The sequence below is a fragment of the Quadrisphaera granulorum genome (assembly GCF_003149145.1).
Classification (GTDB): Bacteria; Actinomycetota; Actinomycetes; order Actinomycetales; family Quadrisphaeraceae; genus Quadrisphaera; species Quadrisphaera granulorum.
This window is the reverse complement of record NZ_QGDQ01000016.1, coordinates 58565-73488: the sequence shown is the minus strand read 5'-3', so window position 1 is coordinate 73488 and position 14924 is coordinate 58565. Positions and strand designations below refer to the sequence as shown.

Below are 14924 nucleotides of genomic sequence, written 5' to 3'. Positions count from 1 at the left end.
GCCACGTGGACAGAACAGGGGCGTGACGACTCGCGTCACGCCCCTGTTCTGCACAGCTGCGGTGACTTACCCCTCAGGCGGTGAGCTCCGCGGCGAGGTCGGGGGCCACGCGCGCGACCACGCGGGTGCCCGCCTCCGTGTGCTCCGTGGAGAGCACCTCGCCGGTGGAGTGCACGCGAGAGACGAGGTCACCCCGCGAGTACGGCACGACGACGTCGACGAGCACCTCCGGGTGCGGCAGCACCTCGGCGATCCGGTCGCGCAGCGCGTCCAGGCCCTCGCCCGTGCGCGCCGAGACGACCACCGAGCCTCGCTCGCGGCGCAGCAGCCGCGAGACGACCTCCGGGTCGGCCTGGTCGCACTTGTTGAGGACGACGACCTCCACGGGCCCGTCCCCTCCATGCGTGCCCACCTCGGCGAGCACGTCGCGCACCGCGGAGATCTGACCCTCCGGGTCGGGGTGCGACGCGTCGACGACGTGGAGCAGGACGTCGGCCTCGCCGACCTCCTCCAGCGTGGAGCGGAACGCCTCGACCAGCTGCGTGGGGAGCGACCTGACGAACCCGACCGTGTCGGACAGCGTCATCGTGCGGCCGTCGGGCGTCTGCGAGCGGCGCACCGTCGGGTCGAGGGTGGCGAACAGCGCGTCCTCCACGAGCACGCCCGCCCCCGTCAGCCGGTTGAGCAGCGAGGACTTGCCGGCGTTGGTATACCCGGCGATGACGACGCTCGGCACCGCCCCGCGGCGGCGCGACTGGCGGCGCGTCTCCCGGGCCGGGCGCATCTCCTTGATCTCGCGGCGCAGCTTGGCCATCCGGGTGCGGATGCGGCGCCGGTCGAGCTCGATCTTGGTCTCACCGGGTCCGCGGGAGCCGATGCCTTCACCACCGGCGACGCGGCCACCGGCCTGGCGGGACATCGACTCGCCCCAGCCGCGCAGGCGCGGGAGCAGGTACTCCAGCTGCGCCAGCTCGACCTGGGCCTTGCCCTCCTTCGACTTCGCATGTTGAGCGAAGATGTCGAGGATCAGGGCGGTCCTGTCGATGACCTTGACCTTGACGATGTCTTCCAGCGCACGGCGCTGGGACGGCGAGAGCTCGCCGTCGGCGATGACGGTGTCGGCACCGGCGGCAGCCACGACGTCCTTGAGCTCCGCGGCCTTGCCGGAGCCGAGCCAGGTGCCGGGGTCGGGGGTGTCGCGCCGCTGCAGGACGCCGTCGAGCACGGTCGACCCAGCGGTCTCCGCGAGAGCGGCGAGCTCCCGCAGGGAGTTCTCGGCGTCGTCCGCGGAGGCGTTGGCGCTCGACCACACGCCGGCGAGCACGACGCGCTCCAGGCGGAGCTGGCGGTACTCGACCTCGGTGACGTCGGTGAGCTCGGTCGACAGCTCGCTGGCGAGGCCGCCGACGCGCCGCAGTGCGTTGCGCTCTGCGAGGTCGAGCTGGTCGCCGTCGTAGCCCGGCTCGTCGTCGACCGCGGCCCCAGGGGTCGAAGCACCGGATGCCGCGCCGCCGTGGCGGGCGAGGATCCGGGTGACGGCGTCGTCAGCACGGGAAGACTGGCGAGTGGACTGGGCGGTGGTGGTCATGCGCCTCCTGCGTCGTGCGGGTCGCTGCCTGCGACCCGCCCACTGTTCCTCACAACGCCGGCGGCGTCGACGGTGTTTCCGCTCCTCGGCCCTCTCGCAGCACCCGCGGGTAGCCTCTCGCGGTGCCAGACGAGCCCCACCTGCCTGCAGACCGACCAGCAGAGCACTACTTCAGCGCCTCCCCCGCCTCCGCCGACGAGCGCCGACCACTGAGGGTGCGCCTCGACGGGCGGGAGCTGGAGCTGGTCACCGCCCCGTCGGTGTTCAGCGGTGACCGGCTCGACCTGGGCACGGCGGTGCTGCTCGACGCCGTCCCCGATCCGCCCGCCGACGGCGAGCTGCTCGACCTCGGCTGCGGCTGGGGACCGGTGGCGCTGACGATGGCGCTGCGCTCGCCCGAGCCGACCACCCGCCGGGTGTGGGCTGTCGACGTCAACGAACGCGCCCGCGACCTCACCGCGACCAACGCCGCGTCGCTGGGTCTGTCGGGAATCCGCACCGCGGCTCCGGAGGACGTCGACGACGACGTCAGCTTCTCCGCGGTCTGGTCGAACCCGCCGATCCGCATCGGCAAGCCGGCACTGCACGCCCTGCTGCTGCGGTGGTTGCCGCGACTGGCGCCCGGCGGATCGGCCCACCTCGTGGTGGCCAAGGACCTCGGCGCGGACTCCCTGCTGCGTTGGATCGGCGAGCAAGGAGAAGAGCACGGGTGGACGGCGCACCGCACCGCCTCCCGCAAGGGCTACCGCGTCCTCGAAGTCTCCCGCTGATCGATGGCTGATCAGGCGCTGCGGCTGAGGCGGCGCTGCTTGCGCTGGCGCTCCATGGCCAGCTGGTGCAGGACGCGCTCGCGGCGGCGCAGGCGCTCGTCGCCTTCACTCCGGGGGTCGTTGACGGCAGCTAGCACCGCCACCGCCGCGCGCGTCCGCGCGTCGAGCAGTCCGCTCATCGTCGACGTCACCTCCACCGCCACCAGCCCCCCTCGTTGCCGTGGGTCAAGCCTTCACCCACGCAGCGTGACCGGCAACCACTTTGGTGCAACTCACGCCACCAACGATCCACGCCCGGCACTCAAACCGGGATGATCGTGCGCTTCTGCCTCAGAAGTAGTCAGACGTCACATCACGAACGCGTCACGCTCGGCGTGTCGCCCCCCTCGGGCGCGCCGCTCTCCGCCGCCCCAGAGTCAGCCGCCGAGCAGCGCCGGGTCGACCTCCCCGCGGGCCAACAGCACTGCCGGGCCCGCCAGCTCCACACGCTGGCCCTCCAGGGCGCGCACCGCCACCGTGCCCCCGGGCACGTGCACGAGCCACCGCTCCGGGGCGCCCGCCGCGGTGCCGCCGGCCCAGCTGCGCACGGCGAGCGCCGCGGCGCACGCGCCGGTGCCGCAGGAGCGGGTCTCGCCGACGCCGCGCTCGTGCACCCGCATCCTGATGATGCCGAGGGGCGCCTCGGAGCTGCCTGCGGCGCCGACGGCGTCCTCGACGATGACCAGCTCGACGTTGGTGCCGTGCGGCGGCAGCGGCTCGACCTCGGGCGCCCGGGTCAGGTCGGCGGCATCCAGCTCGGTGGCGGACGCCAGCGCCACGACGGTGTGCGGGTTGCCGACGTCGACGGACAGGCCGGGACGGCGGACGCCGTCGAGCCCGTGCACGCCGACCTCGGCGTCGGCACCGCGATCGGACGCGCCGACGGGGTCGATGAGGTGCCAGGGGCCCATGTCGACGGCCAGCCAGTCCTCCCCCTCGGGGCCGCGCACGCGCCGGACCCGGCGGACGCCGGCACGGGTGCCTACGGCCAGGCCGGGACCGCTGCGCAGCTCGGCCTCCTCGACGAGCCCCTCCGCCAGCAGGTGCGCGACGAGCACGCGGACACCGTTGCCGCACATCTCCGCGAGGGAGCCGTCGGCGTTGCGGTAGTCCATGAACCACCGCGCGGTCGGGTCCTCGGCGAGCGCCGCGGCGCCCTCGGGCAGCGCGTCGCTGCGCACGGCACGGATGACGCCGTCGGCGCCGATGCCGGCGCGGCGGTCGCACAGGCGCGCGGCGAGCACGGCGTCGTGCGTGAGGAGTCCGTCGGGGTCGGTGAGCAGCACGAAGTCGTTCTCGGTGCCGTGTCCCTTGGTGAAGGCCAGGGTGCTGGTGAGAGTGCTGGTCACGGTGCCGAGCCTAGGCGAGCAGCCTGAGCGCCGCCTGGACCACCGCGGCCCGGCCGCCGCAGGCGTGCAGGGCGTCGGTGTCGAGCCACTGCACGCGAGGGTCGGCGCCGAACCACGAGAGCTGCCGCCGGGCGTACCGGCGGGTGCCGTGGACGGTGGCCTCCAGGGCCTCGGCCACGGTGCAGCGGCCGTCGAGGGCGTCCAGCAGCTGCGCGTACCCGAGGGCCCGGCTGGCGGTGACCCCCTCGCGCAGCCCGTGCTCGGCCAGCTGCGCGACCTCCTCGACCAGCCCGGCCCGCTCCATGTCCGCCACCCGCGTGGCGATCCGCTCGCGCAGCACCTCACGATCCGCCCGCAGCCCCACCTGGACGACGCGCCCGAGCCCGCTCACCGCGTCGCTGTAGCGGCGCTGCGGCATGGACGCGCTGAAGGGCCGCCCGGTCACCTCGACCACCTCGAGCGCCCGCACCAACCGCCGGACGTTGCCGCGGGTGATCGCGGCCTCGGCCGTCGGGTCGAGCGCGGCCAGGCGGGTTCGCAGCAGCGTTTCCCCACCCGGCCCGGCGGCCTCCAGCTCCGCCTCCAGGCGCGCCCTCACCGCCGGGTCGGTCTCGGGGAAGTCCAGCTCGTCGAGGGCCGCGCGCACGTACAAACCCGAGCCGCCCACGAGGACGGCGGTGCGCCCGCGCCCCACGACGTCGGCCAGCGCCGCGCGCGCAGCGCGCTGATAGGCGGCGACGCGGGCCTCCTGGCGCACGTCGAGCACGTCGAGCAGGTGGTGGGGGACGCCGCGGCGCTCCGCGAGCGGCAGCTTGGCAGTGCCGACGTCCATTCCCCGGTAGAGCTGGGAGGCGTCGGCGTTGACCACCTCGCCGTCGAGGGCGAGGGCCAGCTCCACGGCCAGGTCGGACTTGCCGGTGGCGGTGGGGCCGACAACAGCGACGACGGCGACGACGGCTGCTGGCACGGTCGGCCAGGCTAGCCAGCGGCGAGCGCGGGACTGCCGGTGAGCCGGGAGGCCATCCATGCGGTGAACTCCGCAGGCGGCAGCGGGCGGCTGTGCAGGTACCCCTGGCTCGTGTCGCAGCCGAGCTCACGCAGCTGGGCCAGCACGGCGTCGTCCTCGACGCCCTCCGCCACGACGCGCATGCCGAGGCCGTGGGCGAGCTCGACCGTGGTGCGGACGACGGTCCGCCGGGCGGGGTCGTCGCAGACCGTCGCCACGAACGACCTGTCCACCTTGACCTCGGCCACCGGGAGCTGCAGCAGCAGGGTCAGGGAGGAGTGCCCGGTGCCGAAGTCGTCGACGCTGACCTCCACGCCGAGCGCCACGAGTTCGCCCAGCACGGCTGCGGCCCCGACGGGGTCGACCACGACGCTCGTCTCGGTGATCTCCAGGGCCAGCAGGTGCGGCGGCAGGTCATGGTCGGCCAGCAGCTCGCGGACCCGGTCCACCAGGGCGAGCTGCACGTCCGCGGCCGTGAGGTTGACGGACACCCGCACCGGAGTGCCCGCCGCCTGCCAGCACGACGCCTGCCGGACTGCCTGGCGCAGCACGAGGTCGGTGATCCGCTCGCCGAGGCCCAGCTCCTGCGCGGTGTCGAGGAAGGCCGCGGGTGAGAGCAGGCCGCGCTTCGGGTGGTTCCAGCGCACCAGGGCCTCCACGCCGACCAGCCGGCCGTCGGTCACGGACACCTGGGGCTGGTAGTGCAGGAGGAGCTGCTCGGCGTCGAGGGCCAGCCGCAGCTCCTCGGCGATCTGGACGACCTCCCGGGCGCGCCGGTCGTGGTGGGCCCCGTGGACGACGACGCCGGAGCGGGCCGCCTTCGCCGCGTACATGGCGGTGTCGGCCCGGCGCAGGAGGTCCTCGCTGGTCAGCCGGGAGGCTTCGCGGCGAATGGCCACGCCGATGCTGGCGGTCGTGTGGACGCGGTGGCTGTGCACCGAGAAGGGCTCCAGCAGTGAGGCGTGCATGCCCAGACCCACCTGCTCTGCCACCATCGCCGCTTCCTCGACGAGCAGGACGGCGAACTCGTCCCCGCCCAGGCGCACGAGCATGGCCTTGGGCACGCTGGTCCGGCGCAGTCGCTCCGCAACCTGGCGCAGCAGCTCGTCGCCCGCGAGGTGCCCCAGTCCGTCGTTGACGTGCTTGAACCCGTCGAGGTCCAGCATGAGCAGCGCCACCGTGTCGCTGCGGCGCAGGGCGGCGTCGAGCTGGCCCACGAGCGCGCGGCGGTTGCCGAGGCCGGTGAGCTCGTCCGTGAGCGCCGCCTCGTGGGACCCCTGCAGCGCCACCAGCTCGCGGACGAGCAGCTGCACCTTGGACAGGAGCAGCACGAGGGCTGCGGCAGCCAGCAGCGCGGCGCTCCCGGGGACGTCGTAGACGGCGCCCGCCACGAGCACGCCCGTCGCCACAGCACCGCACGACAGCACGCTGACCAGATCCTTGCCCCACGGTGGGGTGCGCCGGCGACAGGCGACGGGCGCAGGCGCGCGCACCAGGCCGATGACGACCACCAGCCAGCCGAGCAGCACCGCGGCCCCCAGCACCGCGGAGACCTCGGGTGTTCGCAGCGCGGGCACGGCCAGGCGCAGCGGCCACAGGATCTGGCCGGCCACGGCCACCACCCCGGCGGCCACGGACCACGCCACCCGCCGGTCGCCGCTGCGCCGGGCGTGGGTCAGGGTCGACAAGCTCGTGCCGAGGCTGACCACCGCCGCCGCAGACTTGACGAGGACCAGCACGGCCACTGGCTCTGACAGCCCCGTGGCCTGCCGGAGCACGGGCAGCAGGAGTGCCAGCAACCCGGCCGCGCAGGTGAAGGCGCTGAGGAGCGCGTCGTGCCACAGGCTCCGCCACGACGCCGCCACATGCTGGGCCAGCAGGCTCGTCTGGGTCACCACCAGGACCATGACGGCCAGCCAGGCGCTGACCAGCACCCACGTCGGGGGCATGGTGGGCGTCCACAGCGGTGCCGCCGCGGCCGGGAGCACGAGCAGCAGAGCGACGACCGCTCCGACCCGTACCCGCGTCTCGGGCGCGGTGCGGGCTCTCGTGGTCACAGCTGGGTTCTCGACCCGGCCCGCTGCCCGCTGGAGGAACGACGGCGGAGATCACCTGGCCGGGGGACCGGCCTCCTGGGCGGTGACGACGCGCAGCAGGCTCAGCCGCTGCGGGAGCACCTCACCTGAGGCCGCTGCGGGCCACCCCTTCGACGAAGTAGCGCTGGAAGGCGGCGAAGACGACGAGCATCGGCAGGATCGACAGCAACGACATCGCCATGAGGGAGCCGTAGTCGTTGCCGAACTGCTGCTGCAGGAACCGCAGCCCCAGCGGCAGTGTGAAGGCGTCGGGGTCGGGCAGCACGATGAGCGGCCAGATGAACTCGTTCCAGCGCCACATGAACGTGAAGATCACCAAGACGGCGACGAGCGGCTTGCTCAGCGGCAGCACGATCGCGACGAACGCCCTCAGGGCGCCCGCCCCGTCGACGCGGGCCGCCTCGAGCAGTTCGTCGGGAACGGCGTCCATGAACTGCCGAGCCATGAACAGTCCGAACGCCTCGGCCAGGCGCGGGAGCACCACCCCGGTGGGCGTGTTGACCAGGCCGAGGTCGATGACCACCTGGAACTGTGCCACCATGATCACCTGGATGGGGACCATCAGCGTGCCGACGATCGCGAGGAACAGGGTGTTCTTCAGCGGGAAGTCGAGCTTGGCGAAGGCGTAGCCGGCGGCGAGGTTGATGACCACCGTGAGCGCGACGGAGACGACGGCGATGGTCGCCGAGTTCAGCGCCCACCGAGCGAACGGGAACTGCTGCAGCGGTCTGGTGAAGTTCTCCCAGCGCAGCTCCGTGGGCCACAGTGCGGCATCGGGACGGGTCAGCACCCCGGGACTCGACAACGCTGTCACCGCCATCCAGTACAGCGGGAAGACGACGACGGCGGCGAGCGTCACGGCAGCGGTGAGCCGCCAGCCCGTGACGCGCCGCTCGCGAGCCCTCACGCGACGTCCCGGCGACGGCCCGCACGCCACTGCAGAAGCGTCAGCGCCATGACGATGACGAACAGCACCGCGCCGAGTGCGGCGGCGTAGCCCTGACGGCGCTGCTCGAAGCCGGCGTCGTAGGCGTAGTTCACGAGGAAGGTGGTGGCGTTCTGCGGGCCACCTCCGGTCATGATCACCACGATGTCGAAGACCTGGAACGACGTGATGACCATGTAGACGACGATGAAGAACGAGGTCGGTCCCAGCAGGGGCCACGTGATGGACCGCAGCATCCGCCAGCGGCTGGCGCCGTCGAGCACGGCCGCCTCGTACACCTCGGCGCCGATGCCCTGCAGGCCCGCGAGGTAGACGACCATCGCGAAGCCGAGGCTCGTCCACACCTGCACCGCGATGACCGAGGCCAGCGCCGCGGGACCGTCCGTCTGCCAGCCGACCTCCGGCAGCCCGAGCCCGGTGAGGAGCCGGTTGGCCACACCGAAGTTCTCGTTGAAGATCCAGCGGGCGATGATCCCCGCGGAGACCGCGGAGATCACCACCGGCACGTAGAACAGCGCCCGCAGCAGCCCCCGCCCGGGGAGGTGGCGGTTGAGCAGCAGCGCCAGACCCAACCCGCCGAGCACGCTCAGCGGCACGCTGATGACCGTGAAGACGCCCGTGTTCACCAGCGCCCGCCAGAACAGCGGGTCGGAGCCGATCTGACCGAAGTTGTCCAGCCCCTGGAAGCGCGGCTCGCCGAAGCCGGTGTAGCGGGTCAGCGAGTAGTAGGCGGTCATGCCCAGCGGCACGAACATGAACACCGTGAAGACGAGCAGCGCCGGGCTGGCCAGGGCGAGTCCCGCGAGGGCTTCCCCTCGGTGGCGAGCAGGACGACGGCCGACGATCACCATGGCTCAAGCCTGCTGCTGCAGCGCCTGCTCGATGGCCTTCTGGAGGGCGTCGAGGGTGGAGTCGACGTCCGCCCCACCGGCGAAGGCCCCCTCGAGCTGCTGCTGCAGGGCCTGGTTGACCTGCGTGAACACCGGCGAGGTGCTCGCCGCGACGAGGCTGTCCGGGATGGTGGTGGCCTGCTCGACGAACACGGGCATGAGGTCGGGGCGCACCGCGTAGGTGAGGCCGGTGACGTCGCTGCGGGTGGGCAGCACGGTGGTGGCCTCGCAGAAGCTCTTCATGTTCTCGGCGTTCGCGAGGAACGCGGCGAACCTCGCGGCGGCCTCGGCGTTGGGCCCGTCGGTGACCACCACGGCGTTACCGCCCAGGTCGGTGGCGGCGGAGACGTCACGGGGCAGGTACGTGGCGCCCCACTCGAAGCCGGTGGCGCTGGTGACCAGCGACGGCAGGTTGAAGTCTCCGGTGGCGATGGACAGCGGTTGACCGGTGGGGAAGGTCTCGTCGGGGTAGTTGCCGGCCTGCACGAGGAAGGTCGGGTCGTGCAGGCCGGAGGTGTACAGCCCCTGGGTGTAGGTGAGGGCCTTCCGCCCGGCGTCGGAGGCGATGGTGACCTGCGCCAGGTCGTCGTCGAAGACCGACCCGCCGGCCTGCGCGAGGAAGCTCAGCCATCGGTAGGCGCCTGCGGCCTGCCAGTTGATCGCCACCGGGTACTTCCCGCCGTTCGCGCCCTTGACCTCGGTGAGGGCCTGGGTGAACTGCTCCCAGGTCCAGGCCTGATCGAGCGACGTGGGCGCGGTGACACCGGCGGCCGCGAACGCGGGGGCGTTGTAGACGATGGCGCTGCAGTCGGTGTGGTGGGGCACACCGACGGGCCTGCCGTCCGGGTCCTGCACGGCCTTCCACAGCGCGGGGGTGAAGGCGTCGGCATAGCCGCTCGGCAGCGCGTCCGAGATGTCGGCGAGCACGTTGAGCGTGGTGTACCTGCCGATGTCGATGTAGGAGACACGGAACAGGTCCGGCGGGTCACCCGCCTGGATCCGCGAGTCCACGGAGGGGAGGACGTCGGGGTAGGGCAGCTGGTCGAGGGTCACCGTGGTGCCCTCGGCCTGCTCGTAGCCATCGGCGACCGCCTGGAAGGCGGCGAGCTCCTCGTCCCCGCCCCACAGCGTGAAGGTGAGGCCCCCACGCGCGGAGGCCGAGCCCGAGCCCGCACCGGACGAACTGGAGCATCCGGCCAGCGACCCGGCGCCGACGGCGGCGGCGCCGCCTGCGCCTAGGGCACCCAGGAACTGCCGGCGAGACCACGGTGAGCGTGACATGGCGGAGTCCTCCGGGGCGGTCGACGGTGACGATCAGCGACCGGCGGGACACACCGGACTCCTCCCTTGGTACGTCCGTTCGACGCTGGACGCACCCTGAGAACGGGGACGTCACCGCATCGTGACGGGACTCACGGCCCGTCACAGGGACAGCAGACCTCGCCGGGTGGCCACCGCCACGCCCTCAGCTGCTCGTCCGGGCTCCCTCAGAGCGCGGTCTCCGCCCAGCGGCGCTCCGCGGCGGCCAGCGCGTCGTCGTCGAGCTCTCCCCACAGCCGTAGGCGGCTCATGCCGCCGTCGGGGTGGGCCTCGAGCCGCACGTGCGTCACCGGCCGCTCCGTGGCACCCGGTGCGCCCACCGCACCGAGCGCGAGGACGTGGCGGGTGTCGGGCTGGGGCTGCAGGTCGAGCAGCACCGGCCAGCTCGCCGGGTCCGCGAGCCGGGCGGCGCTCGCCGAGCCACCGACCCGGGCGTCGATGCCGCGCAGCACCACGCGGCCCGGGGCGTTGCCCACGAAGCACGTCGTGTCGACCTCCACCCGGCGCAGGCGTCCGGCGCCGGCCAACTCGAAGTCCACCCAGTCGTTCCCGCCGTCGCGGCGGCGGGCGTTCTCCCACCCGTCGGCCATGGTCGCGGCGCGGCCAGGGGTGATGAGGTGGTCGGCGGAGCCGTAGAACTCGTCGGAGGAGCCGAGCACCCGCCCACCGTTCTCGGCGGCGGCCAGGTCGAGGGTGCCGGTGAGCAGCGCCGGATCGGGCACGGCCCGGCCCCACACCCGCAGCCGCGCGACACCGCCGTCGGGGTGGATGGTCAACCGCACGTGGGAGACCCGCTTGCCCGCGAGCTCGGGGGCACCCTCGGGGGTCACCGGCAGCGACGTGACGGCGTGACCGGTCAGCGGGGTGCGGGGCGCCAGGGGCCGCCACACCTGCTCGGACAGCTGCCACACGTCGTTGGGACCGGGGAAGCCCTCCAGCCACGCGCCGTGGACGGTGGCGGCGGCCGGGAAGTTGCCCTTGAACCAGGCGGTGTCGACGTCGATCCGCTCCACCACGCCCGGCGCCGCCAGACGCACCACCACCCAGTCGTCACCGACGGTGCGGCGGCGGCGGGTCTCCCAGCCGTCGTAGACCTTGCCCTTGGCGTCGTACGCGTCGGGGTCGAAGCGCGCCGGGTACGGCAGGAGGAGGTTGGACGCCTCGGCGTAGAACTGGTCGTTGCACGCCACGACCACTCCGCCGAGCACGCGGCCGGCCAGGTCGGTCAGGGGGGCTGTCTCTCCGCTGCTGCTCACGCCGACTCATCCTGGCCCACGGCGTGCAGGAGCCTGCCGCCCGGGGCGGCGGAGGGGTCCGCGACCTCGAGACGGGTGCCGCGCAGCCAGGTCGACCGCACCGTCCCGCGCAGGGTCCGGCCCGCGTACGGCGTCACCTTGTTCTTGAAGGCCAGCATCCCCGGATCCACCAGCAGCTCCTCCTCCGGGGCGAGCACCGCGAAGTCGGCGTCGGCGCCCACCACCAGCGAACCCTTGCGGCCCGCCAGACCCACGCGGGCAGCAGGTCGGGCGGCCATCCACTCGACCACGCGCTCCAGCGGCACCCCCCGCTCGCGGGCCGCGGTCCACACCACGGGCAGGCCCAGCTGGACGCTGGCGATGCCGCCCCACGCCGCGAGGAAGTCCCCGCTGCGTCCGTCGGCCTCGAGCAGCTTGAGGTCGGGCGTGCACGGGGAGTGGTCGGAGACCACCGAGTCGAGCACACCAGCCTCCAGCGCCGCCCACAGCTCGCCAGCCACAGAGGCGTCGCGCACGGGCGGGCAGCACTTGAACTGCGTGGCGCCGTCGGGCACGGCCGCGGCGTCCAGGGTGAGGTAGTGGGGGCACGTCTCCGCTGTGACCGCGAGCCCCTCGGCCCGGGCTGCGGCCACCAGCGGCAGCGCGGACGCGCTGGCCAGGTGGACGACGTGCACGGCGCCACCGACCTCCCGGACAGCGGCGATGACATCGGCCACCGCCGAGTCCTCCGCAGCGGCGGGCCGGGAGGCGAGGAACAGCGCGAACGAGCGCGGGTCAGCCCCGTCGGCCACGCGCCGGGCGACGTCGGCGGCGGCCTCGTCGAGCACGGCCGGGTCTTCCGCGTGCACGAGCAGCCTCGACCCGAGCCGGGCGAGTTCGGCCAGACCTTCGCGCAGCTGCGCGGGGTTGACGTGCTCGAACTCGTCCACACCGGACGGCGTCGTGAAGCACTTGGCACCGAACACCCCCCCGGCAACCAGCCCGGCGAGCTCACCGGTGTTGCCCGGCACGACCCCGCCCCAGAACCCGACGTCGACGTGCACGGCCCCGCGCGCGGCCTCGTGCTTGAGGCGCAGCGCGCCGACCGTCGTCGTCGCCGGGATGGAGTTCAGCGGCATGTCGATGACCGTGGTGACCCCGCCGAGGGCGGCGGCGCGCGTGGCGGTGTCGAAGCCCTCCCAGGCCGTGCGGCCGGGTTCGTTGATGTGGACGTGCGTGTCGACCAGGCCGGGCAGCAGCACCTCGTCGTCGCCGAGCTCCAGCACCCTCTCGGCACGGGGCAGGTCACCCCGGTGGTCGAGGGGGACGACGACGGCGATGCGCCCGTCCCGCACGCCCACGGCCGCCGGGCGCACATCCAGCCCACCAGCACCGTCGGGCAGCACAGCCCGCTCGGCGAGCACCAGCAGGTCCAGCTCGCTCATCCGACCCTCCTCCTCGCGAGCGCCTGCAGCGCCGCGACGTCCATGCCGACCCGCTGCGCGCTGGTGCTCAGCTCCTGCGCCCCGACGACGTCGGCCCGCACGAGCAGCCGCGCCATGGCCTGCGCGGTGGCGGGTTCGTCGGCGACGCCCGCGGCGGCGTCATCACCCGCGGCGGCTCGGGCCGCCGTGGCCGCCACCCACGCCGCCAGCCGCCGCTCCGCGTCCGGCAGGCCCGCCTTCGCGTGCACGAGGTTGGCCAGGTGCCGCGTCACGAGGTGGCCGGGGTGCAGGTCCCACCCCTGCGCGAGCCCGCGCTCGAGCGCGCGGGTCACGAGCCGGGCGTGCAGCGTCCAGGCGGCGTGCACCTGGGCGGCGTCGGAGCCGTCGGCGCCGCCGGTGGGCAGCACGTTGGTGGACCCGTCGCTCACCGCGACGCCCGTGCCCGCCGCAGCGAGCTGCAGCACAGCCTTGGCGTGGTCGGCCAGGGGGTGCTCCAGGCTCTGGTGGGCGGGCGGCACCCCGCAGGCGGCGGAGAAGTCGTAGGTGCCGTAGTGCAAGCCTGTCATCCGTCCGCGCGCGGCTTCACGGCAGCGGGCCACCGCGGCGCGCCCGTCCGGGGAGACCACCAGCGCCGGAACCTCCACCTGCACCTCGACGCACACCCACCCGCGCGGCAGCCCGTGGGCGTCCTCGAGGGCGTCGAGCACGTCCGCCAGCGCGCTGACCTGCGCGGGGTCGCTGACCTTCGCCAGGGTGAGCAGCAGGTGCTCGGGCAGCGCCCCCAGCTCCGCCTCGGGGGCGTCGGCGCCGCGCTCGGCGGTGGCGACCACCGCGGCCACCACCCGCGCGAGGGTCCGTACCGCCCTCCTCCGCGTGCTCGGCTCGAACGAGCGGATCCGCACCCCCGCGATGCCCGGCGCGACCTGGCCGCGCACGCGCCGACCCGCGATCCGCGCCAGCGCAGCGCCCGCGGCGTCGGCGTGGGAGTCCTCCTCGACGTCGCTGCGGCGCCCGGGCGTCTCGCCGGGGAGGCCGTAGCCGTCTTCGAGGTCCAGGCGCAGGTCAGCGATCGGCCGGGTTCGGAGCAGCTCGAGGAGCCGCTCGCGGTCGTCGTCGTCGACCTCCAGCCCCGTCGCAGCGGCCAGCGCCGCGGTGTCGGGGGCGTGGCGGGCGAGCAGGCCCAGTGCGCGGCGGCCCCACAGCTCTGCGGTGGCGTCGTCGCCGACGTCAGCGGGCGCGTACACGGTGTGCACCGGCTGCTGACCCTGCGGTGTGGGCAGCTCCACCGTCGACGCCGCGAGCGCGGCGTCGACGTCGGCGAGCTGAGTGTCGAGCTGAGCCAGAAGAGGAGTGAGGACGTCGTCCAGGGGGGAGCTCACCGGCGGGTGATCGTCCCCTGGATGAGGCCGTAGGGCCTGTCGTCGGCGTGGTAGACCGCGTTCGGGTTGTCCAGGCCGTATGCGGAGAGGTCCTGGAGGAAGTGGTGCTTGTTCGGCAGCGTGAGGGTCACCTCGGCCAGCTCGGGGCAGGCCTCGAGGACGGCGACGCCCATCGCGTGCAGCGTCTGCTGCAGGGCGAGGGAGTAGTGCCCCGCGAACGCCCCCAGCAGCGCCTCGAGCGCCCCGGCCTTCACCGCCGCGTGGTCAGCCCCCTCGGCAGCACCCTCTGCGTAGCGCCAGCGCGCGGTGACCTGCGTGGCGAGGATCCGCTCGTCGGTCTCCCCCAGCGTGGTGAACCGCTCCTTGAGGAAGCCGGAGTACTCGGAGTCGGTGGTCTTGAGCACCACGAGCTCGTCGACGCCGCCGGTCAGCTCAGCCGCGCCGTCGCGGTTGAGCTCCAGCTCGGCGACCACCACGTGCGACCCGGCCCGCGAGAAGGCGTGCCCGCCCCCGCCGCTGAGCGGGTTCCACAGGTACTGCTCGACGACCACGCGCGCGACGTCCGCGGACGGGCACGCGGACAGCAGCTGGCGGGCGACGGCCAGCGCGAACGCCTCCGGCTCCCCCACGCCCGTCTCGCGGGCCAGACCGAAGACGGTGTTCTTCTGCGCGTCGGTGGTGAGCACGCGGGAGTTGTCGCCCTCGGTGTACGCCGGCTCGAAGTCACCGCGCAGCCCGGTGGTGACGTTGAGGTCACGGACGACGTGCTGCGGGCCCGACCTGTCGACGTGCACGACGCGCACCTCGGCCTTGCCGTACTGGTTCCAGGTGAGGTCGTAGGTCTTCTCGTGGCTCATCGAG

The 14924-nt window shown here is 73.6% G+C and carries 13 protein-coding genes; 1 reads left to right on the top strand and 12 read right to left on the bottom strand.

Translation table 11 applies throughout. From position 1 onward, the window contains the following. Nucleotides 1-73: 73 nt before the first annotated feature. Nucleotides 74-1588 carry a GTPase HflX gene (gene hflX / locus BXY45_RS13295; RefSeq protein WP_109774990.1) on the bottom strand — a complete coding sequence of 505 codons (1515 nt, stop codon included), beginning with the start codon at nucleotides 1586-1588 and terminating at the stop codon, nucleotides 74-76. Between the two features lie 122 nt (nucleotides 1589-1710). Here hflX and BXY45_RS13290 point away from each other — a divergent pair, with 122 nt between their 5' ends. Next, the gene (locus BXY45_RS13290) at nucleotides 1711-2358 is read left to right on the top strand and encodes a class I SAM-dependent methyltransferase (protein ID WP_245961797.1); all 648 of its coding nucleotides are present in this window, start codon (nucleotides 1711-1713) and stop codon (nucleotides 2356-2358) included. Nucleotides 2359-2369: 11 nt separating this feature from the next. Here BXY45_RS13290 and BXY45_RS13285 read toward each other — a convergent pair whose 3' ends face one another. From BXY45_RS13285 to pucL, 11 genes are all read right to left on the bottom strand, one after another. Then, nucleotides 2370-2561, bottom strand: a complete 192-nt coding sequence (locus tag BXY45_RS13285; RefSeq protein WP_109774989.1) for a hypothetical protein — start codon at nucleotides 2559-2561, stop codon at nucleotides 2370-2372. Nucleotides 2562-2774: 213 nt separating this feature from the next. After that, nucleotides 2775-3746, bottom strand: a complete 972-nt coding sequence (dapF, locus tag BXY45_RS13280; protein WP_109774988.1) for a diaminopimelate epimerase — start codon at nucleotides 3744-3746, stop codon at nucleotides 2775-2777. Nucleotides 3747-3756: 10 nt separating this feature from the next. Further along, nucleotides 3757-4713: a tRNA (adenosine(37)-N6)-dimethylallyltransferase MiaA gene (gene miaA, locus BXY45_RS13275; RefSeq protein ID WP_245961796.1), complete on the bottom strand. Its 957-nt coding sequence runs from the start codon at nucleotides 4711-4713 to the stop codon at nucleotides 3757-3759. An 11-nt stretch (nucleotides 4714-4724) separates the two neighbouring features. Next, nucleotides 4725-6809 carry a putative bifunctional diguanylate cyclase/phosphodiesterase gene (locus tag BXY45_RS13270; RefSeq protein WP_109774986.1) on the bottom strand — a complete coding sequence of 695 codons (2085 nt, stop codon included), beginning with the start codon at nucleotides 6807-6809 and terminating at the stop codon, nucleotides 4725-4727. A gap of 121 nt (nucleotides 6810-6930) precedes the next feature. Beyond that, nucleotides 6931-7755 (bottom strand): carbohydrate ABC transporter permease, encoded by an 825-nt coding sequence (locus tag BXY45_RS13265; protein WP_211319544.1) that lies wholly within the window; start codon nucleotides 7753-7755, stop codon nucleotides 6931-6933. Then, the gene (locus BXY45_RS13260; RefSeq protein ID WP_109774985.1) at nucleotides 7752-8645 is read right to left on the bottom strand and encodes a carbohydrate ABC transporter permease; all 894 of its coding nucleotides are present in this window, start codon (nucleotides 8643-8645) and stop codon (nucleotides 7752-7754) included. Before BXY45_RS13260 ends, BXY45_RS13265 begins: the two co-directional genes overlap by 4 nt. Before the next feature lie 3 nt (nucleotides 8646-8648). Further along, on the bottom strand, nucleotides 8649-9965 hold the full coding sequence (locus tag BXY45_RS13255; protein ID WP_109774984.1) for an extracellular solute-binding protein: 1317 nt from the start codon (nucleotides 9963-9965) through the stop codon (nucleotides 8649-8651). Between the two features lie 206 nt (nucleotides 9966-10171). After that, nucleotides 10172-11260 carry an allantoicase gene (gene alc, locus BXY45_RS13250; RefSeq protein ID WP_109774983.1) on the bottom strand — a complete coding sequence of 363 codons (1089 nt, stop codon included), beginning with the start codon at nucleotides 11258-11260 and terminating at the stop codon, nucleotides 10172-10174. Beyond that, the gene (allB, locus tag BXY45_RS13245; RefSeq protein WP_109774982.1) at nucleotides 11257-12684 is read right to left on the bottom strand and encodes an allantoinase AllB; all 1428 of its coding nucleotides are present in this window, start codon (nucleotides 12682-12684) and stop codon (nucleotides 11257-11259) included. The genes alc and allB overlap by 4 nt, the downstream gene beginning before the upstream one ends. Continuing rightward, on the bottom strand, nucleotides 12681-14063 hold the full coding sequence (locus BXY45_RS13240) for a DUF6986 family protein (RefSeq protein ID WP_109774981.1): 1383 nt from the start codon (nucleotides 14061-14063) through the stop codon (nucleotides 12681-12683). The genes allB and BXY45_RS13240 overlap by 4 nt, the downstream gene beginning before the upstream one ends. After that, complete coding sequence (gene pucL, locus BXY45_RS13235; RefSeq protein WP_109774980.1) at nucleotides 14060-14920, bottom strand: factor-independent urate hydroxylase; 861 nt, start codon at nucleotides 14918-14920, stop codon at nucleotides 14060-14062. Before pucL ends, BXY45_RS13240 begins: the two co-directional genes overlap by 4 nt. Nucleotides 14921-14924: the final 4 nt, after the last annotated feature.